This window comes from Amycolatopsis nalaikhensis, from assembly GCF_030264295.1.
Taxonomy (GTDB): Bacteria; Actinomycetota; Actinomycetes; order Mycobacteriales; family Pseudonocardiaceae; genus Amycolatopsis; species Amycolatopsis nalaikhensis.
Map to the genome: position 1 here is coordinate 1,240,955 of NZ_CP127173.1, position 23,604 is coordinate 1,264,558.

A 23,604-nucleotide genomic window follows, 5' to 3' on the forward strand; every position below is an offset into this window, starting at 1 on the left:
CTAGACCGTGATCTTGTCGACGTCGTAGACGTAACCGGCCTGGTTGCCGATCTGGACGGTGTTGGCCCCGGCCCGCAGGTACACCGGGATCGTCACCGTCTGCGGCGTGTTCCAGTCGTTGTCGTTGCTCCCGGCCACCGGCAGCGGGAACGAGGTCCCGTTCACCGTGACGATGCCGGTCCGGCTGGAGTCACCGTCCACGTAGGACAGCTGCATCAGGTAGGTGCCCGCCTTGGCGGTGGTGACGGTCGGCATGACGACGTATCCGCTGCCGCCGAGATAGCCGACCTTCTTGCCGTTGCTGCAGGCGCAGTCGTACACGGTCGCGCCGCCTTGCGGACTGCCGTTCTCGGCCTCGTACGCCTTGGGGCCGTCAGCCGTCGGCGTCGTGACGCTGATCGCCTTGCTGAGCGCGGACGGCCTGCCGTACCGCTGGTTCGCGACCACCGTGAAGTCGTACGAGGTCGACGGGGTGAGCCCGGCGACGGTGACGCTGGCGCCGGTGGTGCTGGCCACCTTCTTGCCGCCCGCGAAGACGTCGTAGCTCGAGGCGCCCTTCGAGGCGTCCCAGGCGAGGGAGACGCTGGTGCCGGTGGCCGCGGTGCCGTGCACGACGGCCGGGGCGGCGAGGGCGTTGCGGTCGCGCGGGGTGACCTTGAACAGGCGCGAGCCGTGCGCGGGCAGGTCAGCTGCCGCGGTGGTGACGTCCTGGTGCGCCCAGAGATCGCGGATCCGCACCTGGCCGGAGATGCCGAGCTGCGCGAAGTCGGCGCCGACCCGGGCGGGCGTGGCGGCGAGGTTGAACAGCGCGACGGTGTAGCTGCCGTCGGCGTTGCGGGCGTACCAGACCTGCTGGTCGGTGGTCTGGCTGACCGGCTTGGCCGGCACCCCGGCCTGGTTGACGGCGATGACCTCGTCGTTGGTCAGGAGTTTCACGCCGTAGTCGTCGAGCTGGGTCAGGTCGTCCCCGATGTAGAGCGGCGCGGCTTCGATGGCCCACAGCGTCATGTAGCTCTGCCGCTCGGCCTCGGTGAGGCCGTCCATCTTGCCGCTGCCGACGTCGAGCGAGTCGAGGTTGTTCCAGTGCCCGGGCCCGGCGTCGGGGATCCACTGCACGACGTCGTTCCAGCGCTGCTTGACCGAGTTGTCCCAGGTCACCAGCGTGTCGCAGTAGCACTCGACGTCGGTGTCGACGCGCCAGCCGTTGGTGTTGGCCTTCCAGACGTCGGCCTGGCGGTGGCTGAGCGCCCAGGAGACGACGAACTCCATCGGGCGGCCGGTCTTGGCGATGGCCTTGTGCCACGCTTCGACGTCGGTGGTGTTGGTGTAGTTGTCGCCGCCCTTGAAGGAGCCGGGGCCGACGCCGTCGAGCTTGAGGAAGTCGACACCCCAGCTCGCCAGCAGCTGCGCCTCGGAGTCCACGTAGGACTGCGCGCACGGGTTGCTGAAGTCGATCTTGTAGGCGGAGTCCCAGCCGTTGGTCTTGCGCAGGTCGGGGTAGACGAGGTCCCGGGTGTGGCAGTTCGCGGTGCCGAAGATGGGCGAGTTGCCGTCGTTGTACGCCTTGAGGTCGAGCCCGACGGCGAGGTAGGAGCCGAGCTTGAGGCCCTTGCCGTGGACGTAGTCGGCGACGTGCTTCATGCCATCGGGGAAAGTGGTCGGGTTGACGACCGGGCGGGCGTACTCGTCATAGCCGTTGGACCAGCCGGCGTCGATGTTGACGTAGGTGTAGCCGTGCTGCTTGAACTTCGCGGCGAGGACGTCGGCCTGCTGGAGGACGTGCGCCTCGGTGAGCCAGCTGGCCGGGCCGGTCGGGTTGACGCCGGGGTAGTTCGTCGACTCGAGGCTCCAGCTGCTCCAGCCCAGGTAGGGCTTTTGGGCTACCTGCGCCTGGACTTCGGGCTCCGCGGCCGCCGCGGGAGCCGTGAGCAGGCCCGCGATCACCGTCAGTCCGGCGAGGGCACCGAGTGCCCGTCTGCCGCGTGCTGCCATGACCACTCCTTCGAGGTCGGTGGGGACGTCAGACATCGGAGGACCACGGCCCGTTTTGACGAACCGTGGATCCTATAGGATCGACGACGGCTGATTCTTGCTGCTGACTTTCACGGATGTCAACGCTCTCGCCGGACAAAGATCGGACGAATCCGGGCACGTTAGGTTCGAGCGATGCTGACCACGCTCGCCGTAGAGAACTACCGCTCACTGCGCGACCTGGTGCTGCCGCTGTCGGGCTTGACGGTGGTGACGGGGCCCAACGGAAGCGGCAAGTCGAGCTTGTACCGAGCGTTGCGACTCCTGGCGGAGGCCTCCCGCAACGGCGCGGTGTCGGCGCTGGCCCAGGAGGGCGGGCTGCCATCGACGTTGTGGGCAGGGCCGGAGACGGTGGGCCGATCGGTGCGTTCGGGTCGCACACCAGTCCAGGGCACGGTCCGCACGAAGGCGGTCGGCCTGAGGTTGGGCTTCGCGGGCGACGAGTTCGGCTACGCACTGGACCTGGGGCTGCCGGTCCCGGGCGAGACGGTGTTCAACCTGGACCCGGAGTTCAAGAGGGAAGCGGTGTGGTCGGGCCCGGTGTTGCGCCCGGCGGCGTTGCTGGCGGACCGGGCGGGCCCCTCGGTACGCACGCGCGTCGCCTCGGGGGCGTGGGGCGAGGAGACGTTCAAGATCCGGCTGTCGGACAGCATGCTGAGCGAGTTCGCGGACCCGAGGGCGTGCCCGGAGCTGCTGGTGGTGCGCGAGCGAATCCGCTCGTGGCGGTTCTACGACCACTTCCGCACGGACGCGACGGCCCCGGCCCGCCAGTCCCGCATCGGAACAAGGACGTTCGTGCTGTCCCACGACGGAGCGGACCTGGCGGCGGCGCTGCAGACGATCATCGAGGTGGGCCGATCGGAGGAGCTGGCCGCGATCGTGGACTCGGCCTTCCCCGGGTCGCACTTGTCGGTTTCGTCGCGCGACGGGTTGCTGTCGATCGAGTTCCACCAGCATGGGTTGCTTCGGCCGTTGTCGGCGGCGGAGCTTTCGGACGGAACGTTGCGGTTTTTGTTGTGGGTAGCGGCTTTGCTGACGCCGCGGCCGCCGGAGCTGCTCGTGCTCAATGAGCCGGAGACGAGCCTCCACCCGGATTTGCTCCCGGCGCTGGCTACGTTGATCGCTTCCGCGGCGAAGGAGACTCAGGTTGTGGTGGTGTCTCATGCTTCCGCGCTGGTCCGGGCGCTGGGGGAGTTCGCGGAGGTGGTGGAGCTGGAGAAGGAGTACGGGGAGACGAAGGTGGTGGGGCAGGGTCGGTTGGACCGGCCGTCCTGGCACTGGCCCGCGCGCTGACGCGTCTTGAATGAGTCATTCAGGGCGTCGGAGGTCCTGAATGACTCATTCAAGACGCGGGTCCGGCCGGGTCCAACGGCCCTGGTGAGCCGAATCGCCGAGGCGGATCGTGGGAGCATCGTCCGCCGCACCGAAGGTTCTCGATCATGCGTCCGTTCGCCATCGCCGGCCTGTTCGCGGTCACCGTGCTGGCCGGTGGCTGCACATCGGCCCCCGCGGCTCAGACCCCGCAGCCGGTACCGACAACGGTCACGGCCGAGCCGGTGACGGTCACCGAAACGGCCACCACGACAGAGACGGTCGTCGTCACCACGACCACCACGGCCCAGCCGCGCAAGGCCACAACGACCCGGCCGAAGGCCGAGGACTGCCAAACGGGCGGCTGCCTCAACGCGGCCCGCGGCCTGACCCAGGAAGACGTCGAACGCGAACGCGACGCCTGGCTCGCAACCCACCCCGGGTGGTGCGCAGTGGGAACGACCGGAGCCGTCGCACCTTGCTGACCGGCCCGCACTCTCGGCCCGGGTGCGGGTGTCGCGAATGACTCATTCGGGACCTCGGAGGTCCCGAATGAGTCATTCGCGACCTCGGGGGCGGGCGATTGAGCGATCACCGGCGGCCAGAAACGGAAGGTGGCCAAGAGGTCACCTGAGCAACCGGCGGCCGGCAACGCGAACCAGGCACGAGATCACCAGACCTCCCCCGCCCCTCGTCCTCGCCGCCCTTCAGTCGACGGTTGAGCTTGTCAAGGCACGCTTTCCCGCCTTGACAAGCTCAACCGGCGGCTGAACACTCCGCGAGGAGGGGTGGGGGATGTCGGGCCCGGCCTTTCAAGAAATGTCCTCGCCGGACGGGCAGGCTCCGGGATGGCCGGGGCCTCGTAGTCCTCTCACGCTGGAGAGGTGGGCCGCTGGGTGGTCATCCCGTCGCCTGATTGAGGCCTATCACTTTGAGCCAGGCCCGCAAGCTTCCGTACTTCGGCTGAAGTAGACCAGGTAGTTGCGGGCCTGGCTCAAAGTGATTTGATGGCCTCAGGCGACGGGATGACCACCCAGCTCCTTTGTCTGGGTCGGCTAACCGCCCGTGCTCTCCCTGATCTCCAACGCGAACGGCGTCTGGATGTCCTGCGGTGGCGACGTCTTGTCCCCAGTGATCCGCCGGTGCACCAGCTCGATCGCCGCCTCGGCCAACGCCGCCTTGTCCGGTGCGATCGTAGTCAACGAAGGCAGCGAGAACGCGCTCTCTTCGTTGTTGTCGAAACCGACGATCGCCACGTCCTCCGGTACCCGCAACCCCAGCTCGGCCACCGCCCGCATGGCTCCGATGGCCAGCAGATCGTTGAAACAGAACACCGCGTCCGGCGGTGCGGGCAAAGCCAGAAGCGAACGCATAGCCGCCGCCCCCACGGACCTGTGCCACTTCTCCGCCGGGGCCACCAGAGAGTCCGAATAGGACAACCCAGCCGAATCCAAAGCCGACCGATACCCGGCCAACCGCTGAGAAGACGTCCCACGAGACGGATTCCGCCCAATAGCCGCGATCCTGGTCCGCCCGAGTGAAGCCAGATGGGTCACCGCCGTCTGCGCCGCCAGTACGTTGTCGATCGCCACGTGGTCGATCGGTACGTCCACCGCGTGCTCGCCCAGCATCACCAGTGGGATCTCCCCCGGTGACGGAAAGTCCGCCGCCTCCAGGGCCTCCGGGTGGACCAACGCTCCGTCCACCAGGTGCGGCCCCAGCGAGGACAACGTCTCCCTCTCCCGTGAGCGCGTTCCCTGGGTCTGCTCGATCAACACACTCCAGCCGCGCTTCTGGGCCGCCGTGATCACCAACCCCGCCAGCTCGCCGAAGTACGGGATCGACAGCTCCGGCACCATCAGCGCCAAGAACCCCGTCCTCCCTCGGCGCAGGTTGCGCGCCCCCACGTTGGGCCGGTAGCCCGTCGCCGCCAGGGCCTCCTCCACCCGCCTGCGGTTCTCCGGCTTGACGAAGGCGTAGCCGTTCACCACGTTCGACACCGTCTTCACCGACACTCCGGCGAGCGTGGCGACGTCCTTGAGCGTCACGGTCACGGGCGGTCCCTTCGCTGTAGTGAGCACGAAGTGTAGCGATATTTTTTGCCGGTTTACAACGTTGTTCCAACGATGTAAAAAGTACCTCAAGGCTCCCGCGGTGACTCCGATCACCCCGGTGAGCGGGCCATCATCGTCGCTGCCCGAGGAGTCACCGTGCCCCTGCCCACCCGCCCCCTGCTGGTCGTCGCCACCGCGGCCGCCGCCGCCATCACCCTCACCTCCTGCACCGCCAGGGAAGAAACCCCCGCCGCCCCCTCCAGCGGTGGTGGTCCCGCCGCCAGCGCCCAGTCCGTCGCGCCCAGCGCCGACGGCTGCACGCTCGAGAAGACCGGCTACCCCAAGGTCGACCTCAAGACCGCGGTCGTGGGTTTCTCCCAGTCCGAAAAGGAAGCCAACCCGTTCCGGATCGCCGAGACGCAGTCCATTCGCGACGAAGCCGCGAAGCTCGGCATCGCGAACGACAAGCTGCTCGTCACCAACGCCCAGAGCGACCTCAACCGGCAGATCAGCGACATCAAGTCGCTGCTCGACCGGGGTGCCCAGCTGCTCATCGTCGCGCCGCTGAACTCCGACGGCCTCCAGCCCGCCCTCGACGCCGCGAAGGCCAAGAAGGTCCCGGTCGTCACCATCGACCGCAAGGTGACGTCGCAGCCGTGCACCGACTACCTGACCTTCATCGGCTCCAACTTCGTCGAGCAGGGCAAGCGCGCCGCGCAGGAGACCGCCCGGGTCACCGGCGGCACCGGCAAGGTCGCCATCCTGCTCGGCTCGTCCGGCAACAACGTCACGACCGACCGCACCAAGGGCTTCAAGGACGAGCTCGCGAAGACGCCGGGACTCTCCGTGGTCGCCGAGCAGACCGGTGAGTTCGACCGCTCCAAGGGCCAGGCCGTGATGGAGCAGCTCATCCAGAGCCACCCGGACATCACCGCCGTCTACGCCGAGAACGACGAAATGGGCGTCGGCGCGGTCAACGCGCTCAAGACCGCCGGCAAGACGCCGGGCAAGGACGTCAAGGTCATCTCGATCGACGGCACCCGCAACGCCGTGCAGCTGATCGCCGACGGCAGCTACAACGCCGTCATCGAGTCCAACCCGCGCTTCGGCCCGCTGGCCTTCCAGACGCTGCAGAAGTTCGAGAACGGCGAGGCCATCCCGGCCAGCATCGTGATCACCGACGACCAGTACGACGAGACCAACGCGTCCCAGAAGGTCGGGAACGCGTACTGATGACGGCAGCCACCGAAGAGGACGTCGCCATGACGACCGCACCGGTGCTCGAGGTGGCCGGGGTGACCAAGCGGTTCCCCGGCACCCTCGCCCTCGACGACGTCAGCTTCGCGCTGCGGCCGGGCGAGGTGCACGCGCTGGTCGGCGAGAACGGCGCCGGCAAGTCCACGCTGATCAAGGTGCTCACCGGCGTCTACCAGCCCGACGAGGGCGAGGTGCGCCACCTCGGCGAGCCGGTGACGTTCAAGCGGCCGATCGACGCGCAGCGGGCCGGGATCTCCACGATCTACCAGGAGGTCAACCTCGTCCCGCTGATGAGCATCGCCGGCAACGTCTTCCTCGGCCGCGAGCCGCGCACGAAGGCCGGTCTCGTCGACTGGTCGAGGATGTACGCCGACGCCCGCGAGCTGCTCAAGGGCTACGGCATCACCGACGACGTCAAGCGGCCGCTGCACACCCTGGGTGTCGGCGCGCAGCAGATGGTCGCGCTCGCCCGCGCGGTCTCGACCGACGCGAAGGTCGTCATCATGGACGAGCCGACGTCGTCGCTCGAGCCGCGCGAGGTCGAGACGCTCTTCGAGGTGCTGAACCGGCTGCACGCCGAGGGCATCGCGATCGTCTACGTCAGCCACCGGATGGACGAGCTGTACCGGGTGTGCGACAGCGTCACCGTGCTGCGCGACGGCCGAGTCGTCCACAGTGGACCGCTGAAGCCGCTGCCGCGCATCGAGCTCGTGTCCATGATGCTCGGCCGCGAGATCCGCCAGATCCGCGAAGAGGGCGTCACGGCGTTCGGCGAGGAGCACGACGTCGAGCGCGAACCGCTGCTCAAAGCCGAAAACCTCAGCGGGATGCGCAAGCTGCACGACGTCTCGGTGAGCATCCGGCCCGGCGAGGTCGTCGGGCTGGCCGGGCTGCTCGGCTCCGGCCGCAGCGAGACCGCGCGGGCCATCGTCGGCGCGTTCCCGCTCGACGGCGGCAGTGTCCTGCTGGCCGGGAAACCCCTCAAAAAGGGAAAGATCAAGGCCGCCATGCGCGCCGGGATCGCGCTGCTGGCCGAGGACCGCAAGACCGACGGCATCATCCCCAACCTGTCAGTGCGCGAGAACATCGTGCTCGCGGCGCTGCCGACGCTCTCGCCGTTCGGCCTGGTCAGCAAGGCCAGGCAGGACAAGATCGTCAAGATCTTCATGGACCGCCTGCGGATCAAGGCGTCCAGCCCGGAGCAGAAGGTGTCCGAGCTGTCCGGCGGCAACCAGCAAAAAGTACTGCTCGCCCGCTGGCTGGCCACCGGCCCGAAGATCCTGCTGCTGGACGAACCGACCCGCGGCATCGACGTCGGCGCCAAGGCCGAAGTCCAGGCCTTGATCGACGAACTCGCGCAGGAAGGGCTCGGCGTGCTGCTCATCTCGTCCGAACTCGAAGAGCTGATCGACGGCTCCGACCGCGTGGTCGTGCTGCGCGACGGCTCGGTCGTCGGCGAGCTGACCGGCGACCGGATCACCGAGGAGAACGTCCTGACCGCGATCGCCGCCGAGACCACCGAGGGTGACAACGATGTCTAGCGCCACCCTGACCAGAGACCGCGCGAACGTCACGGCGTGGCTGCAGAACTACGGCGTCTACCTGGCCGTCGTGGTGCTGCTGCTGTTCAACGTGTTCTTCACCGAGAACTTCCTGTCCGCGGCCAACTTCCGCACCCAGCTGGTGCAGGCGGCGCCGGTCTGCATCGTCGCGCTCGGCATGGCGCTGGTGATCGGCACCGAGGGCATCGACCTGTCGGTCGGCTCGGTGATGTCGATCTCCGCCGCGCTCATCCCGCTCTACCTCGGCGCGGGCCCGGCCATGGCGATCGTCGTCGCGGTCATCGCCGGGATCGTGTCCGGCCTGTTCAGCGGCTACCTGGTGGCCTACCTCGGGATCCAGCCGATCATCGCGACGCTCGCGTTGCTCGTCGGCTTGCGCGGGCTGGCCCTGGTGATCGCGCACGGCCAGCTCGTCCAGCTGCACAACCAGGACTTCCTGGCCCTCGGCACCGGCGACTTCCTGGGCGTGCCGATCATGGTCATCGTCGCGGGCGTGCTCGCGGTGCTGGCCGGGCTGGTCGTCCAGCGCACGACGTTCGGGCGGCACCTGGTCGCGGTCGGCGGCAACCGCGCCGCCAGCACCCTGGCCGGCCTGCCGGTGAAGCGCGTGCTCGTCAGCGTGTACGTCATCTCCGGGGCACTGGCCGCGGTGGCCGGCGTGCTGGCGACGTCGCGGCTGGCCGCCAGCGACCCGAGCGACGTCGGCCTGCTGATGGAGCTGTCCGCGATCACCGCGGTCGTCGTCGGCGGCACCCCGCTGACCGGCGGCCGGGTCCGCGTGCTCGGCACCGTGTTCGGCGCGCTGCTCATGCAGCTCGTCCAAGCGACCCTGATCAAGCACAACCTGCCGGACTCGACCGCGCAGATGGTCCAGGCGGCCATCATCGTCGTCGCGGTCTACGTCGCGCGTGAGCGGAGCAGCAAGTGACGACAACTCAGTCCGCGACTCCGATCCCCGCCCGCAACGCGGCGTTCGCGGGCGTCCTGCAGCGCCAGGGCGCGGCCGTCGTGCTCGTGCTCGGCATCGCCGCGTCGTGGTTCGCGTTCCCGCACTTCGGTACCGCGGACAACCTGCGCAGCCTCGTGCTGCAGGGCTCGTTCCTCGCGGTGATCGCGCTCGGCATGACGTTCGTGATCATCTCCGGCGGCATCGACCTGTCGGTCGGCTCGAACTACGCGCTCGGCGGTGTCCTCGCCGCGTACGGCGCGCAGTACGGGCTGGTCGTCGCGATCCTGCTGCCCCTGGCGGTGTGTTCGCTGATCGGGTTCGTCAACGGCATCCTCATCGCCCGCACCGGGATGGCGCCGTTCATCGTGACGCTGGCGAGTCTCCTGTTCGCCCGCGGACTCCTGCTGGCCCTGACGTCCGAAGGCGCGACGACGTACAAAGTGGACCCGGGCTCGGCGTTCCTCTGGCTCGGCCAGGGCACGATCTTCGGCGTCGGCGTCCCGGTCTACCTGACGCTGGTCCTCTTCGCGCTCGGCGGGCTCCTGTTGCGCCGCACGCGGTTCGGCCAGTCGGTGTTCGCCATCGGCGGTGCCGAGCAGTCCGCGCTGCTCATGGGCCTGCCGGTGGCCCGCACCAAGATCAGCCTCTACACGCTCAGCGGCGCCCTCGCCGGGTTCGCCGGTGTGCTCACCGCCGCGTACCTGCAGTCCGGCGTCACGGTCATCGGCGTCGGCACCGAACTCGACGCGATCTCGGTCGTCGTCATCGGCGGCACGCTGCTCACCGGCGGCGCCGGGACGATCATCGGCACGCTCGTCGGCGTGCTGCTGCGCACGCTGATCCAGAACGTCATCAACCAGATCGGCACCCTCGACTCCAACTACCAGACGGTGGTGAGCGGGGCCTTCCTGCTCGTCGTCGTGGTGATCCAGCGCCTGCTGGCGCGTTCCCGAACCCGCTGACCCCTGTCCCCTACCAGGAGGTTCAACGATGTTCCGCCCTGCCCGAAAAACCCGGAGATGGCTGACCGCCGCCGCGGCGTTCGCCGTCGCGGTCGCCGGTCTCGGCACCGCACCGGCGGCGAGCGCCGCCGACACCCCTCAGTGGCAACGGCTCACGCCCCCGCTGTCCACGCCGTGGACCAAGGACGTCTCCCCTGCCAACGCCCTCCCCGACTACCCCCGGCCCCAGCTGACCCGCGGCACCTGGCAGAACCTCAACGGCGTCTGGGAGTTCGCCAAGGCCACCCCGGGTGAGGCCGCGCCGATCGGCAAGACGCTCGGCGAGCGCATCCTGGTGCCGTACCCGGTCGAGTCCGCGCTGTCCGGGATCATGCGCCACGAGACGAACATGTGGTACCGCCGCACGTTCGAGGTCCCGAAGACCTGGCAGGTCGGCCGCGGCCAGCGCCTGCTCCTGCACTTCCAGGCCGTCGACTACGACGCCACGGTGATCGTCAACGGCAGGACCGTCGCCCGCCACACCGGCGGCTACGACGCGTGGTCCGTCGACGTCACCGACGCGCTGAGCACGGCGAAGTCCCAGGAGCTCGTCGTCGGCGTCGCCGACCCGAACGACCAGGGCGGGCAGCCGATCGGCAAGCAGCGCCAGCCCGGTGACGGCATCTTCTACACGCCCACCTCCGGCATCTGGCAGACGGTGTGGATGGAGCCGGTGGCGCCCGCGCACATCGACCGCCTGGACGTCACCCCGGACGTCGCGAGCGGCTCGGTCACGGTCAACGCCGTGGTCGGCGGCCCGGTGCGGCAGCGCGTCGAAGCCATCGCCTACGACCACGGCCGCCCCGTCGGACGTGTGACCGGCGACGCCAACACGCCGTTGAAGCTCAAGGTGGACCGGCCGCACCTGTGGTCGCCGGACGACCCGTTCCTCTACGACCTGCGCGTGCGGCTCGCGCCCTCGGGTGACGAGGTCGGCTCGTACTTCGGCATCCGGTCGATCAGCGTCGGCAAGACCGCCGACGGCAAGGAGCGGATGCTGCTCAACGGCAAGTTCGTCATGCAGGTCGGCCCGCTCGACCAGGGCTTCTGGCCGGACGGCATCTACACCGCGCCGACCGACGCGGCCCTGAAGTTCGACCTCGAGCAGGAGAAGGCGCTCGGCTTCAACATGGTGCGCAAGCACATCAAGGTGGAGCCGGACCGCTGGTACTACTACGCCGACAAACTCGGGCTCATGGTGTGGCAGGACATGCCCGCGATGAAGGACGACGTCGAGCCGTCCGCGGCTTCGCGCGCCAACTACGAGTCCGAGATGAAGCGGATGATCGACCAGCACCGCAGCTTCCCGTCGATCGTCACCTGGGTGCCGTTCAACGAGGGCTGGGGCGACTACGAGGTCGGCCGGATCGCCGACGAGGTCAAGTCGTGGGATCCGTCGCGGCTGGTCAACGCCGAATCGGGCGTCAACTGCTGTAGGTCCGAACCGGACAGCGGCAAGGGCGACATCTACGACGACCACACCTACACCGGGCCGGGCACGCCGATGCAGACCGGCACCCGCGCGGCCGTCGACGGTGAATACGGCGGCCTCGGCCTCAAGGTCGACGGGCACCAGTTCGACCCGGCGGGCAGCTTCGCCTACGAGATGGAGCCCGACAGCGCGACGCTGACCCGGCGCTACGGCGAGCTGCAGCAGCGCCTGCTGCTGGTCGCGCAGCGGTGCGGCGTCTCCGCGGGGGTCTACACGCAGACCACCGACGTAGAGAAGGAGGTCAACGGCTTCTTCACCTACGACCGGCAGGTGAAGAAGATGGACTTCGCGGCGGTCCGCGCGGCGAACCTCGCGGTCATCAAGGGCGCCACCGGTGCGCCGGTGTCCGGGCCTTCGGTCCCGCAGGGCACGCCGGGCATCGACGGCATCGCCGCGTACCCGTTCGACGAGAACACGGGCACCGTGGCGGCGGACGTCGTGGGCGACCACGACGCCACGCTCGTCGGCGGCGCGTCCTGGACCGCGGGCAAGAGCGGTTCGGCGCTCGCGGTGAACGGGTCGGGCCAGTACGCCGACACGGGCGCCGCCCTGGTGAACACCGAAGGCAGCTACAGCGCGGCGGCGTGGGTGAAGTTCAACGCCGTGGGTGACGGCTTCCAGACGATCGTCAGCCAGGACGGGCCGAGCAACAGCGCGTTCTTCCTGCAGTACTCGGGGCAGGACCACCGGCTGGCGATGAGCTTCGTGGGCACGCGGGCCCTGGCGCCCACGGCCCCGGAGGCGAACCGCTGGTACCACGTGGTCGGCGTCCGTGACGCGGCCGCGGGGACGCTCAAGCTGTACGTCGACGGTCAGCTGGCCGCGACGAAGAGCGTCTGCCTCGGCGACGCGTCGACCGGCAACACGGTGATCGGCCGCGGCAAGTACGGCGGCGGCCCGGTCGACTTCCTCAACGGCGCGGTCGACCAGGTGCACGTCTACGACCGGGCACTGTCCGACGCGGACGTGAGCGCGTTGTACAGCAGCGGGAAGTAGGCAACCACTAACGCCCCTCGCGCGTGTATGACCCGGGAGATCGCGATCGCGGTCTCCCGGGTCAACGCATCTGTTGGGGGTGAGCCGTTTGGGCTCCGGAAGATCGACCCTGCCCGCGAGAGCGGGCGTCCTCGCCGTCACCGCGGCGGTGGTCACGGCCGGATCGGCGCTGCTGGCGGCACCGGCTTCGGCCACGACGTACACGTCCATCCAATCGACGTCCTGGTCCTACATCGACTCGGCCCAGCCGAAGACCAGCTTCGTCAACCCGGCCGGGGACGCGCCGATCGGCGCGAAGATCACGCCCGACCGCAAGAAGCACGTCTCGAAGTCGTACTTCACGTTCGACCTCACCGGGCTGCGCGGCGCGAAAGTGCTTTCCGCGGAGCTGTCCGGGAAGGAGACCACCGTCGCCGACTGTTCGGTGCCGCGCGGCACCGAGCTGTGGGTGACGGCCCCGGCGCGGAAGGCCCCGACGTGGGACGCGCAACCGCGCGAACTGTCCAAACTGGACGGTCCGGGCAGTCTCGACGTCTGCCCGTCCGACTACCTCGACTGGGACGCCGCACCGGCGCTGCAGCAGGCGATCGACGCCGGGCTTCCGTCGTTGACGCTGGTCCTGCGCCTGCCGGACGGCCAGCAGTACAACCCGCGCTTCGCCCGCACGTACCGGCCGATGCTGTACGTGAGCCTGCAGAAGAACCAGCCGCCGGCCACGCCGACGGCGTTGAAGACCGGGCAGCACCCCTGCGCGGGCAACCCGCTGGTCCGCCCGGGCGGAGCGGCGTTGTCGGCGACCGTGAGCGACCCGGACGACATGAACTTCTCGGCCGAGTTCGCCTGGTGGCCCGTCGACCACCCGGACCAGCGCACGACCGGGACGGACGACGTCTACGGCTCCCTTTCGGCGTACTACGACCCCGGCTCGCAGCTCGCCGACGGCGTCACCTACGAGTGGCAGGTCCGCGCGAAGGACAGCCTGGCCGCGAGCGAGTGGAGCGGAACCTGCCGGTTCACCACCGACTTCAAGGCACCCGCCGCCGGTCCGGTGATCACCTCGCCCGACTACGACTACAGCGACATCACCAAGGGCGGTACCGGAATCCCCGGCTCGTTCACCTTCGACGCCCAGGGTGACACCGACGTCGTCGGCTTCACCTGGGGCGGTGGGTACGTCCCCGCCGACCACCCCGGCGGCCAGGCCACGGTCCAGTACACGCCGACCCGCAGCGGGCCGCAGGACATGTACGCGTGGAGCGTCGACGCGGCCGGGAACACCTCGCCCTCGGGCGGTTACCGGTTCTGGGTCGGCTCGAACGAGCCCGCGGTGGCGTGCACGCCGTCGTCGGACTACGTCGGCGTGCCGCGGCAGTGCACGTTCAGCCCGCGCGGCAACGGCGGCGCGACCGCCTACGCCTGGAAGTTCAACGACGGCGCGGAGACGACGGTCGCGGCGGGCCCGGACGGCACGGCGACGGTCACGGTGACCCCGGCCGAACCCGAGCAGTTCCAGACGCTCACGGTCCGGACCCGGCTCACCAACGGCAACCTGACCGCGGCCACCACGCACCACCCGGGCATCCGCCTCGGCGAGCCGACGGTGGACGTGCCCGAAGGGGTCCGGGTGGGCGCGCCCGCCGAGTTCACCTTCCACGCGGTGCTCCCGGGGTCGACGACCTTCGGGTACAGCTGGGACGGCGGCGAGACCGTGACCGTGCCCGCCCTCGCGGACGGCACCGCGAAAGCCATGATCACGCCGGCCGAGTCGGGCTACCACCAGCTGACGGTGTTCAGCACGACGGCGTCCGGCGTGCGCTCGGGCAGCACGGACACCTACGTCGACGTGGCGTCGAACCAGCCGACGGTGACGAGCACGGACTACCCGGAGTACGTCGAAAGCGGCGGCACGACGATCCCGGGGCAGTTCACGTTCACCTCGCCGGTACCGGGCGTCGTGAGCTACACGTACGTCCTCGAGGACGACGCGCCGGTCACGGTCCCGGCCGGGACCGACGGTTCGGCGACGGTGACGCTGACGCCGTTGCACGCGTACTCGCACACCTTGCTGGTGACGAGCACGTTCGGCGACGGCACGCAGTCGGAGACGCGGCGGTACTACTTCCTCGCCAAGCAGATCTCGCCGCAGATGACGTGTGACACGAACGGGTACCTGCGGCCGGGCCAGGAGGTGCACTGCACGTTCACCACGACCCAGCCGAACGCGGTGGCCTTCCGCTACGTGCTGGGCGCGCAGCCGGAGGCGACGGTGCCCGCGACCGACGGGACCGGCACGATGACGTTCACCGTGCCGGCCGACCAGACGGCGTCGTCGATCTCCCTGTACGTGCGCAGCGTCAACGCGCTCGGACTGCTGTCCGACCCCCTGAGCACGGGCTTCTCCGTCGACCTCGGCTCCGGGACGGCGTCGGCGAGGCACGCGGTTTGATCCGGCCGTGACGGCCACCCGGCGTGGTGGCCGTCACGGTTGCCCTGGAGCGCACTCCAGCCCCTAGCGTCGATCAGGCAACGACGAACTGGGGAAAGGAACCCGACATGACCGACGAGCGCTTCGAACTCGGCCTGAAGACCCTGACCGCGATCGACGGCGAGAGCGGGCAGCGCGTGCTCGACAACCTCGCCGACGTCTCCCCCGCGCTGGCCGAGGCCGTGGTGTCCTGGGGGTTCGGCGAGATCTACGCCCGGCCCGGGCTCGCGCCGCGCGACCGCCAGCTGGTCACGCTGGGCATGCTCACCGCGCTCGGCGGGTGCGAGCCGCAGCTGGAGGTGCACGTCAACGCGTCGCTCAACGTCGGCCTGACCCCGGCGGAGATCGTCGAAGCGCTTCTGCACTCTGCCGTCTACTGTGGATTCCCGAAGGCGCTGAACGCGACCTTCACGGCGAAGAAGGTCTTCGGTGAGCGAGGCCTGCTGCCGGTGACCACGGACTGAGGTGAACGCGGTGCGGGTGGTCCTGTTCGGCGCGACCGGCATGGTCGGGCGCGGCGTGCTGCGGGAATGCCTGCTCGACGAGCGCGTCGAGGCGGTGCTGGCGGTCGGCCGGTCCCCGGTCGGCGTCAGCCACCCCAAGCTGACCGAGGTCGTCACCGAGGACCTGTTCGCCCTCGAGCCGATCACCGGGTACGACGCGTGCTTCTTCTGCCTCGGTGTCTCCTCGGTCGGCGTCGCGCCGGAAGACTACGAGCGGATCACCTACCAGCTCGCCCTTTCGGTGGCCCGCAAACTGCCGGAAGGCACCACGTTCGTGTACGTCTCGGGCGCCGGCACCGACGGCACCGAACGCGGCCGGGTGCGCTGGGCCCGGGTCAAGGGCGCCACGGAGAACGCCCTCGCCAGGCAGCCGCTGCGGACGTTCGCGTTCCGCCCCGGCTACATCCAGCCACTGCACGGGATCACCTCGAAAACCCCGCTGTACCGGGTGCTCTACCGCATCGTGATGCCGCTCTACCCGGCGCTGCGGCGGGTGCTGCCGCGCATGGTGACGACGACGGAGGACATCGGCCGCGCGATGCTGGCCGTCGCCGGCTCCGGCTACGAGCGGCCCGTCCTGGAGAACGCCGACATCACCGCGCTCGCGCGACGAGACCGGCCAGCAGGTTCGTGAGCCCTTCGGCCAGCCCCGCCGCGAACTCCGGTACCCCGCCCAGCTCGGCGGCGGCCACCGCGACGGCGTCGGTCGGGTTGGCGTAGGGCCACGCCCCGGACACCAGCACGACGACGCCGAGCGCGAAGTGCCGGGCCGCGCCGGCCGACAGCTCCGGCACCCGCGTCCGGACCAGCGCGCCGAGCCGTTCGGTGTTCGCGGCCGCGCGGCGCTTGAACCCGCGCGCGAACTCGAGCGAGATGTTCCGCTCCAGCACCGGCGCCATCGAGCTGATCAGCTCGCACAGCAGGCGCCGCCGGTCGAGCGTCGCCGCGATCGTCCGGGCCACGCGTTCCTCGCGAGCGAAGCCGGGCTCCGGCGGTGTGGGATCGCCGAGAGCCCGCTCCAGCTCGTCGAGCCAGTCCGTCCACTCGCCTTCGAGGACCTCGAGGAAGACGGCCTCGCGGCTGTCGAAGTAGCGGAGCACATTGGACTTCGCCAGCCCGACGCGGCAGCTGAGCTCCCGCAGGCTGATGTCGGCGACCGGACGCTGCGCCAGCAGCTCCCGCGCGGCGGCGAGGATCGCGGTGCGACGCGCCTCGACCTGCTCCGGACGGCGGGCGCGCTGGAATCCGGCGCTCATGGCGCCGACCCTAACGCGTCAGCGCTCGCGAACGGCCTCCCGGCGGGACTTGACCCGCCGGTAGCTCCAGCCCAGCAACGCGAACAGGATCACCGACGACAGGATCAGGCTCGACCCGGTGCTCCAGCCGCTGAACGGCAGCGACCGCACGGTGCCCCAGACGATCCCGGCCGCCAGCAGCGCCAGCCCGGCCAGCACCGAACCGGCGATCCGCAGCGGCGAGGACACGCTGTCCTCGGCCGCCTTCATCGCGCGGTCGCGCACCGGGTCGACGTACCGCTCGAGCGCCGGGAACTCCGAGGCGAGCACCAGCAAGCCGGCGAGTACCAGGAGCAGCCCGGGTCCGGGCAGGACGAGCAGCAGCACGCCGACCACCAGCAGGACCGCGCCCGCCGACGCGATCAGGATGCGTTTGGCCTGTTTGCCGATGCCCACGCCACCACTCCCGTCGTTTCGCCCGATTCTTCCCGTCGCCGCCGCACCGTGCCACTCACGAGGGCGCGAACGCGCGTCGCGAGCACGGTCAGACCACAGAGCGTGGCCACGCCGAGCCAGAGGATGACGCCCGGCCAGACGTACAGGAGCTGCCCGAACGTGCCCTGGCGCCCGGCGAACACGACGCTCATCAGGTCCGGCAGGAACGCCAGCACCAGACCGGGCAGCAGGCACGGGAGCAACCGCAGCCAGTGCGGGCGGCGCGCGGCCCACCGTCGCGCGTGGACGACGCCGAGCGCGGCGAGCAGCATCGAAAGCAGGATCAGCCCGGCGAGCACCCGGTCCGCGACCTCCCCGGCGGGCAGCGCGAGCTCCGGCGTCCCGCCCCGGACGAGCGTGGCGAGGCCTTGCGCGAGCGTTTCGGCGTCGTTGTCCAGGGCCAGGCCGGTGGTGGCGACGACGGCGATGCCGTAGCCGTCCGGCAGCAGCACCTGCGCGGCGGTGTGGGTGAACCACTCGCCGTTGTGGCTCAGCTGCCCGGGCCGCCAGGCCGCCCAGCCGAGGGCGTAGTCGCGGCCGGGTGCCGGGGTGTGCGCGAGCGCGACCGACGCCGGGGAGAGCACCCCACCGCCGTCGCGTTGCGCGACCAACCACCGAGAGAGGTCCTCGGCGGTGGTCAGCACGCCGTGGCTGCCGCCGGTGAACCAGTCCGGTTCGGTCACCGGGACCTCGAACCCGAAGGCGCGCACGTGGCCCTTCCCGAGGTCGGCGGGCGGGCCGTCCACTTCGCTGCTCGACGTCATCCCCAGCGGCGCGAACAGCCGCGTCCGCAGGTACTCCGCGAAGGGCTGCCCGGCCACGACCTCGACGATCCGCGCGGCCACCTCGTAGTTCGGGTTGTGGTAGTGGAACTTCGCACCCGGCTCGTCGGCGAGCTCGGCGTCCCGCAGGCGTTCGACGGCTTCGGTGAGCGTGTGCGGCTGCGGCAGGGTCAGGTCGGGGAAGGCGGAGTCGGCCATCCCGGACGTCTGGTCGAGCAGCATCCGGACGGTGATCCGCGCGCCGCGCGGGTCGGCGAGCCGGAATTCTGGAAGGTAGCGCGTCACGGGTTCGTCGAGCGCGATCCGGCCGTCCTCGACGAGCTGCAGGACGGCGAAGGCGGTCATGGACTTGCTGAGCGACGCGATCGGCAGCCGCGTCGACGCGGTGATCGGCGCGCCGGCGGCGTCGTGGCCGTAGCCGGCGACGCGGACGACGTCGCCGCCGCGCGTGACGGCGACGGCGGCACCGGGCAGGCCGGTGTGGTCGAGGTAGGCGCGCACGTAGGCGTCGACGTCGGGGCCCGGCGCCGCGGCGGCGGGGGTCGCGGTGCCGAGCAGCAGCACCGCGAGCACGAGGAAAAGCCTGGTCATGGGGGTAAAGCTAGGGATCTTCGGCACCCGGCCGCGGCTGCCTGACGACGTCGGCCACCCCCTACTTTCGGCAGGTTCTTGACGGATGCGGCACTGCGGGCTTATTGTCAACGCATCGGTTGATAAAGAGATTGGTTGATAAAAATGGCGGTTGACGAGGAGGCACTGGACCGGGCGTTCACGGCGCTCGGCGACCCGGTGCGCCGGGCGATCGTCGCGCGGCTTTCGCGCGGAGAAGCGACGGTCAACGAGCTGGCCGAGCCCTTCGCGATCACGAAGCAGGCGATCTCCCGGCACATCCAGGTCCTGGAGCAGGCGGGGCTGATCACGCGCAGCCGCGACGGCCAGCGACGCCCCTGTCACCTCGTGCCGTCCGCCCTCGAAGCGCTGACCGGCTGGATCGACCAGTACCGGCTGGCCACCGAACGCACCTACCGGCGGCTCGACGCCGTCCTGAACACGATGGAGGAGAAGTCATGAGCACCACGATCACCGCCCGGCCCGGAACGCCGTTCATCGAGGTCACCCGCGAGTTCGACGCACCGCCGTCGGCCGTGTTCCGCGCCCACACCGACCCGGACCTGATCGTCCGCTGGCTGGGCCCGCACGGCATGGAGATGGAGCTGATCGAGTTCGACGCTCGCACCGGCGGCGGCTACCACTACGTCCACCGGGACGAGCGCGGCGAGTACCGCTTCCGCGGCGTGTACCACACGGTGAGCGAGGAGCGGATCGTCCAGACGTTCGAGTACGAGGGCGCCCCGGGCGAGGTGACGCTCGAGACGATGACGCTGACGGACCTCGGCGGCCGCACGCGCATGGTGAGCCATTCGGTGTACCCGTCGGTCGAGGCCCGCGACGCGGCGATGGAAAGCGGGATGAACAAGGGGATCCAGCAGTCGTACGAGCGGCTCGACACGCTCCTCGAAAAGGAGGAGTGAGGATGCCGGTGGTGATGGCGAGCTTCTGCATGTCGCTCGACGGGTTCGTCGCCCGCCCGGACGACAGCGTCGGCCCGCTGTTCGACTGGTACACGGCGGGCGACGTCGAGGTGCCGATGGTGGGCTACCCGATGACGTTCCGCGTGGCGGAGGCGAGCGCGGACTACCTGCGGCGGCACCTGGCGGCCGCCGCGGGGTCCGCGTTCGTCTGCGGGCGAAGGGTTTTCGACTACACGCACGGCTGGGGCGGGCGACCGCCCGGTGGCGGCCGGGCGTTCGTCGTCACCCATCGGCCGCCGCCGGACTGGTCGCCGGATAATTTGGCGCCGTTCACGTTTGTTTCCGATGTCTCGGAGGCTGTGGAGCTGGCTCGGCGTGCCGGGGACGGGAATGTGGGGGTTTCCGGGCCCTCCATCGCGCGGCAATGCCTTGCGCTGGGGCTGCTCGACGAGGTGAAAGTCGATCTGGTGCCGGTGTTTCTCGGTTCCGGGGTGCGGTACTTCGAGGGGCTCGATGCCGACGTCGCGTCGCTTGAGATCGTCGAAGTCGTTGCGGGGGAAGGAGTTACGCATCTCCGGTATCGAGTTACCAGCTGATCGGTGGCCTTGGCCGACCGCGTCGGCGAGCTGCTCGCGACCATCCGCACGGCGGACGCTGAACTCGGTGCCCTGCTGCCCGCCTCTACGAACACCTCGCCGATGTCCCCAAAGCCGCCGCCGAGCGGGTGGTGAAACGCGCCCGCGCACTCAACTCCGGTCGCAATCTCGACGGCAGTCCGGTGCCCGCGGTGGCCGCGGCGACCGGCCGGGCCGCCGCCTCGTTGAGTGCCCCGATGATCGACGTGATCGTCGATACGCTGCGGCAAATCCCGGCGGAGCACCGCGAAGACGCGGAACAGCACCACCTCGCCCTGGCCGAAGACGCCGGACACAAGCAGGTCGCCGCGTTGGGCGCCCGAATCGTGGCGCACCTCGACCCGGACGGCCCCGCGCCCGACCCGGGAGTTTCCGTTCCCCGCAAGCGCGTTACGGGGATGCGTTCTCCGACGCGATCGACCTGGGCCGCCTCCGCCGCCTGATCCCGGCCGGACTCCGCCGAGCGCTGTACCTGCGCGACCGAGGCTACGCGTTCCCCGGCTGCCACCGCCCGCCGAGGCATTGCCAGGGCCACCACATCCGGCACTGGGCCGACGGAGGCCCGACCAACCTGGCCACCACGGTCTTGATGTGCGCCCACCACTGCGTAACTTGCCGGTCCTGGTCGTCGATCGTGGGCAGTCGTGGCGAAGACGACGCAGCAGCGGCGGGTCGAAGACCGGCTCTGGGAGCTGATCGAACCCCCCGATCCCGTCCCGACCAGCGCCGCGCGGTCCGGGTGGGCGGCCCCGGATCGATGACCGTGCCGCGCTGGAGGGGATCTTGTTCGTGCTCGACACCGGCTGCCGCTGGCGAGACCTACCCGAGCAGCTCGGATGCGGTTCCGGGCACACCGCGTGACGGCGGTTACCTGAGTGGCAGGACGCCGGCGTGTGGGACCGGCTGCACCAGCTCGTGCTCGACGAGCTGTCCAACATCGACGAGCTCGACTGGGCCAGAGGCTGCATCGACGCGGTGTCGGTGCGGTCGGAAAGGGGGCGAGCTGACCGGCCGCAGCCCCACTGACCGGGGTAAAGCCGGCTCCAAGTACCGCGTTCTGTGCGACGCGAACGGGCTACCGCTGCACATCATGTTGTCGGCGGCAAACACCCGCTACTCACGCTGGCCCGCACCGTGATCAACGTCCGCCAGCTCATGAAGATCGAGCTCTGCGACCAAGTCGATCTCCTGAAGGAGGCTGCAGCCGCGTTGCTGACGGCACCATCGACGGGGATGAACGAGCACTCTCGTCGGGCAAGTGATCAGCCATCGGTGGGGCCGCCTCTTCAGAGGCGTTCGACGCGGTCGGCCTGCGGGCCCCGGTCGCTCTGACGCACCGCGTACCGGACCCGGTCACCCTTCTGCAGCGGCTCCGACCCCATGACCACGGACGCGTGGGCGAAGAGATCGTCGCCGCCTGCGTCCGGGGTGATGAAGCCGAAGCCGCGGTCGGCGTCGTAGCGCGCGACGACGCCCTCGCCGCCTCGTACGGGCACGTCCCGCGCCGTCGGCCCTGCGGCCGCGGCAGGTGCCGACCGCTGCGGCGCCGTCTGGGGCTCGGCGCCCCGGACCAGGTGCACGTCGCGGGCCTGCGGGCCCTTGTCTCCACTGGCCACCTCGTAGGCGACGCGGTCGCCCTCCGCGAGCCACGTCAGCCCCTCGGCCAGGGCCCGGGCGTGAACGAAGACGTCCCCGGCGCCGGAGTCGGGGTTGATGAAGCCGAAGCCCTTGTCCTCGTCGTACCAGGCCACCGTGCCGTCGGCACCGTCCGCGATACCAGCCGCAGCGGGTGAGCCGGCCCCTGCTCCCAGCGGGATCACATACCCGGCCTGCGGGCCGCGCTCGCCTTCGACGATCAGGAAGGCCACCCGCTGCCCCTCGGTGACCACGCCGCCGGTCACGATGGCGGAGCTGTGCACGAAGATGTCGGCGCCGCCGCCGTCCGGCGACGCGAAGCCGTACCCCTTGCCCGGCTCGTACCAGTTGATGGTGCCGAGCAGGCCCACGGCGCTGCCGGTGGCCGCATCGGCGGTGACGCGAACGCGCAGCGCCTGGGGCCCGCGGTCGTTCTCGCCGATCTCGAACACGACGGCCTGACCCTCGCGGAGCATTTTCGCGCCGCCGTCCCCGACGATCTCGGAGGCGTGCACGAACACGTCCGGCGAGCCGTCCTCGGGCGCGAGGAAGCCGAAACCACGATCGGCGTCGAACCAACGGACGGTCCCTTGCGGCATCAAAGACTCCAGGTCGAGAGGGCGGGCACTGGCCCCCCAGTCTCTCTGACAGACCTCCGGTCCGTCGGGTCGGGCCCACAGGCGGCGGTGCGGAGCCAGGGGCGGGCCGTTGGTTCACTTGGCGACACGCCGAGTTTTGAGACCAGGTCTGAGTTGGGCTGGGAAGTCCGCATCGCGGCCGACGGTCACCCGGAGTTCTTGCCGCCGGCCTACCTGGACAGGCGCCGAAAACCCCGGCGCGACAACATCCACGAACCTCTCCCGTTCGCGGCCTGACGACACGGGAAAGGCCCGTAGCCGACCGGCTACGGGCCTGGACCCACGTCACTCCCCGGTCGAGGCGAGGAGCTGGTCGAAGGGAATGAAGTCGGGCTCGACGGGAGCGGCAACCCGCCCGGCGGCCAGGGCCGCCAGTTCGGCACCGGCCTTCTCGATCCGCCGCTGCAAGCCACCCTCGTTGCTGCCCCAGTCCGAGGAGGCGGCGTAGACCCCGGTGGCGACCGGATCCGCCTTCAGGTAGGCGAAGAGCGGACGCAGCTGGTAGTCGATGACGAGGGAGTGCCGTTCGGTACCACCGGTGGCACCGAGCAGGACGGGCTTGCCGACGAGCGAGTCGGCATCGAGAACGTCGAAGAAGGACTTGAAGAGCCCGGAGTAACCGGCGGTGAAGACGGGCGTGACGACGACCAGCGCATCGGCACCGGTGACGGTCTCGATCGCGGCCCGCAGCTCCGGGCTCGGAAAGCCGGTGAGCAGGTTCTTGGTGACATCGAGGGCCACATCCCGAAGTTCCACCACGGAAACCTCGACAGCATCCCCGGCGGCGGCCACGGTCGCGGCGGCCAGCCGGTCGGCCAAGAGCCGGGTGGACGAGGGCACCGACAACCCCGCGGTAACAACCGCAAGCTTCATGACTAACTCCTCACAGCGCCCGGCCGCACCGGCCGCAACGCCGAATTCTCAAGAACCAACCCGGCGCCGAGCCGAGCCCGACGCCGCTCACGCCTGCGAAGCCAGGCAACCCCGCACTCACGCCCGGCCCGCACCAGC

At 69.9% G+C, this 23,604-nt stretch carries 22 protein-coding genes and 2 pseudogenes; 17 read left to right on the plus strand and 7 right to left on the minus strand.

Annotation, left to right across the window (positions count from 1 at the left end):
- On the minus strand, window positions 1–1,992 hold the full coding sequence (locus QP939_RS05875) for a fibronectin type III domain-containing protein (protein ID WP_285455530.1): 1,992 nt from the start codon (window positions 1,990–1,992) through the stop codon (window positions 1–3).
- 174 nt (window positions 1,993–2,166) lie between these two features.
- Between QP939_RS05875 and QP939_RS05880 the strand changes: the two genes are divergently transcribed.
- Together QP939_RS05880 and QP939_RS05885 are read left to right on the plus strand one after the other, a co-directional pair.
- A complete protein-coding gene (locus QP939_RS05880) occupies window positions 2,167–3,324 on the plus strand; it encodes an AAA family ATPase (protein ID WP_285455531.1) in 1,158 nt (385 codons plus the stop codon).
- Between the two features lie 146 nt (window positions 3,325–3,470).
- On the plus strand, window positions 3,471–3,827 hold the full coding sequence (locus QP939_RS05885; RefSeq protein WP_285455532.1) for a hypothetical protein: 357 nt from the start codon (window positions 3,471–3,473) through the stop codon (window positions 3,825–3,827).
- Between the two features lie 570 nt (window positions 3,828–4,397).
- On the opposite strand, the gene QP939_RS05890 is transcribed toward QP939_RS05885, so the two are convergent.
- Window positions 4,398–5,396: a LacI family DNA-binding transcriptional regulator gene (locus QP939_RS05890; protein ID WP_285455534.1), complete on the minus strand. Its 999-nt coding sequence runs from the start codon at window positions 5,394–5,396 to the stop codon at window positions 4,398–4,400.
- 156 nt (window positions 5,397–5,552) lie between these two features.
- Between QP939_RS05890 and QP939_RS05895 the strand changes: the two genes are divergently transcribed.
- The 8 genes from QP939_RS05895 (at window position 5,553) to QP939_RS05930 (ending at window position 16,275) form a co-directional block, all read left to right on the plus strand.
- Entirely contained in the window at window positions 5,553–6,629 is a 1,077-nt protein-coding gene (locus QP939_RS05895) for an ABC transporter substrate-binding protein (RefSeq protein ID WP_285455536.1), read from the plus strand.
- Window positions 6,629–8,194, plus strand: a complete 1,566-nt coding sequence (locus QP939_RS05900) for a sugar ABC transporter ATP-binding protein (RefSeq protein WP_285455537.1) — start codon at window positions 6,629–6,631, stop codon at window positions 8,192–8,194. The genes QP939_RS05895 and QP939_RS05900 overlap by 1 nt, the downstream gene beginning before the upstream one ends.
- Window positions 8,187–9,143 carry an ABC transporter permease gene (locus tag QP939_RS05905; protein ID WP_285455538.1) on the plus strand — a complete coding sequence of 319 codons (957 nt, stop codon included), beginning with the start codon at window positions 8,187–8,189 and terminating at the stop codon, window positions 9,141–9,143. Before QP939_RS05900 ends, QP939_RS05905 begins: the two co-directional genes overlap by 8 nt.
- Window positions 9,140–10,126: an ABC transporter permease gene (locus QP939_RS05910; protein ID WP_285455539.1), complete on the plus strand. Its 987-nt coding sequence runs from the start codon at window positions 9,140–9,142 to the stop codon at window positions 10,124–10,126. Before QP939_RS05905 ends, QP939_RS05910 begins: the two co-directional genes overlap by 4 nt.
- Before the next feature lie 28 nt (window positions 10,127–10,154).
- Complete coding sequence (locus QP939_RS05915; protein WP_285455540.1) at window positions 10,155–12,653, plus strand: LamG-like jellyroll fold domain-containing protein; 2,499 nt, start codon at window positions 10,155–10,157, stop codon at window positions 12,651–12,653.
- An 88-nt stretch (window positions 12,654–12,741) separates the two neighbouring features.
- A complete protein-coding gene (locus tag QP939_RS05920) occupies window positions 12,742–15,099 on the plus strand; it encodes a hypothetical protein (RefSeq protein ID WP_285455541.1) in 2,358 nt (785 codons plus the stop codon).
- 107 nt (window positions 15,100–15,206) lie between these two features.
- Window positions 15,207–15,602: a carboxymuconolactone decarboxylase family protein gene (locus QP939_RS05925; protein WP_285455543.1), complete on the plus strand. Its 396-nt coding sequence runs from the start codon at window positions 15,207–15,209 to the stop codon at window positions 15,600–15,602.
- A 10-nt stretch (window positions 15,603–15,612) separates the two neighbouring features.
- Window positions 15,613–16,275 carry a Rossmann-fold NAD(P)-binding domain-containing protein gene (locus tag QP939_RS05930; protein ID WP_285455544.1) on the plus strand — a complete coding sequence of 221 codons (663 nt, stop codon included), beginning with the start codon at window positions 15,613–15,615 and terminating at the stop codon, window positions 16,273–16,275.
- Here QP939_RS05930 and QP939_RS05935 read toward each other — a convergent pair.
- From QP939_RS05935 to QP939_RS05945, 3 genes are read right to left on the minus strand one after another with little or no spacing between them, the layout of a single operon-like run.
- Window positions 16,235–16,897 carry a TetR/AcrR family transcriptional regulator gene (locus QP939_RS05935; RefSeq protein WP_285455545.1) on the minus strand — a complete coding sequence of 221 codons (663 nt, stop codon included), beginning with the start codon at window positions 16,895–16,897 and terminating at the stop codon, window positions 16,235–16,237. The two genes, QP939_RS05930 and QP939_RS05935, sit on opposite strands and share 41 nt — an antisense overlap.
- Before the next feature lie 18 nt (window positions 16,898–16,915).
- Window positions 16,916–17,332, minus strand: coding sequence for a PGPGW domain-containing protein (locus QP939_RS05940; protein WP_285455546.1), 417 nt, complete (start codon window positions 17,330–17,332; stop codon window positions 16,916–16,918).
- Window positions 17,299–18,744, minus strand: coding sequence for a serine hydrolase domain-containing protein (locus tag QP939_RS05945; protein ID WP_285455547.1), 1,446 nt, complete (start codon window positions 18,742–18,744; stop codon window positions 17,299–17,301). Before QP939_RS05945 ends, QP939_RS05940 begins: the two co-directional genes overlap by 34 nt.
- 144 nt (window positions 18,745–18,888) lie before the next feature.
- Here QP939_RS05945 and QP939_RS05950 point away from each other — a divergent pair, with 144 nt between their 5' ends.
- The 6 genes and pseudogenes from QP939_RS05950 to QP939_RS05975 all read left to right on the plus strand — a co-directional run.
- Window positions 18,889–19,224 (plus strand): ArsR/SmtB family transcription factor, encoded by a 336-nt coding sequence (locus QP939_RS05950; RefSeq protein WP_285455548.1) that lies wholly within the window; start codon window positions 18,889–18,891, stop codon window positions 19,222–19,224.
- Complete coding sequence (locus QP939_RS05955; RefSeq protein ID WP_285455549.1) at window positions 19,221–19,685, plus strand: SRPBCC family protein; 465 nt, start codon at window positions 19,221–19,223, stop codon at window positions 19,683–19,685. Before QP939_RS05950 ends, QP939_RS05955 begins: the two co-directional genes overlap by 4 nt.
- A gap of 2 nt (window positions 19,686–19,687) precedes the next feature.
- A complete protein-coding gene (locus QP939_RS05960) occupies window positions 19,688–20,281 on the plus strand; it encodes a dihydrofolate reductase family protein (protein WP_285455551.1) in 594 nt (197 codons plus the stop codon).
- 3 nt (window positions 20,282–20,284) lie between these two features.
- Complete coding sequence (locus QP939_RS05965; protein ID WP_285455552.1) at window positions 20,285–20,416, plus strand: hypothetical protein; 132 nt, start codon at window positions 20,285–20,287, stop codon at window positions 20,414–20,416.
- Window positions 20,413–20,763: a DUF222 domain-containing protein gene (locus QP939_RS05970; RefSeq protein ID WP_285455553.1), complete on the plus strand. Its 351-nt coding sequence runs from the start codon at window positions 20,413–20,415 to the stop codon at window positions 20,761–20,763. Before QP939_RS05965 ends, QP939_RS05970 begins: the two co-directional genes overlap by 4 nt.
- Before the next feature lie 201 nt (window positions 20,764–20,964).
- Window positions 20,965–21,455, plus strand: a pseudogene (locus QP939_RS05975) (IS5 family transposase); the annotation flags it as partial.
- Between the two features lie 151 nt (window positions 21,456–21,606).
- On the opposite strand, the gene QP939_RS05980 reads toward QP939_RS05975, so the two are convergent.
- Window positions 21,607–22,554 carry a cold-shock protein gene (locus QP939_RS05980; protein WP_285455554.1) on the minus strand — a complete coding sequence of 316 codons (948 nt, stop codon included), beginning with the start codon at window positions 22,552–22,554 and terminating at the stop codon, window positions 21,607–21,609.
- A gap of 156 nt (window positions 22,555–22,710) precedes the next feature.
- On the opposite strand from QP939_RS05980, the pseudogene QP939_RS52175 reads away from it, so the two are divergent.
- Window positions 22,711–22,830, plus strand: a pseudogene (locus tag QP939_RS52175) (HNH endonuclease); the annotation flags it as partial.
- Between the two features lie 48 nt (window positions 22,831–22,878).
- On the opposite strand, the gene QP939_RS05985 reads toward QP939_RS52175, so the two are convergent.
- Complete coding sequence (locus tag QP939_RS05985) at window positions 22,879–23,466, minus strand: CE1759 family FMN reductase (protein WP_285455555.1); 588 nt, start codon at window positions 23,464–23,466, stop codon at window positions 22,879–22,881.
- Window positions 23,467–23,604 lie beyond the last annotated feature (138 nt).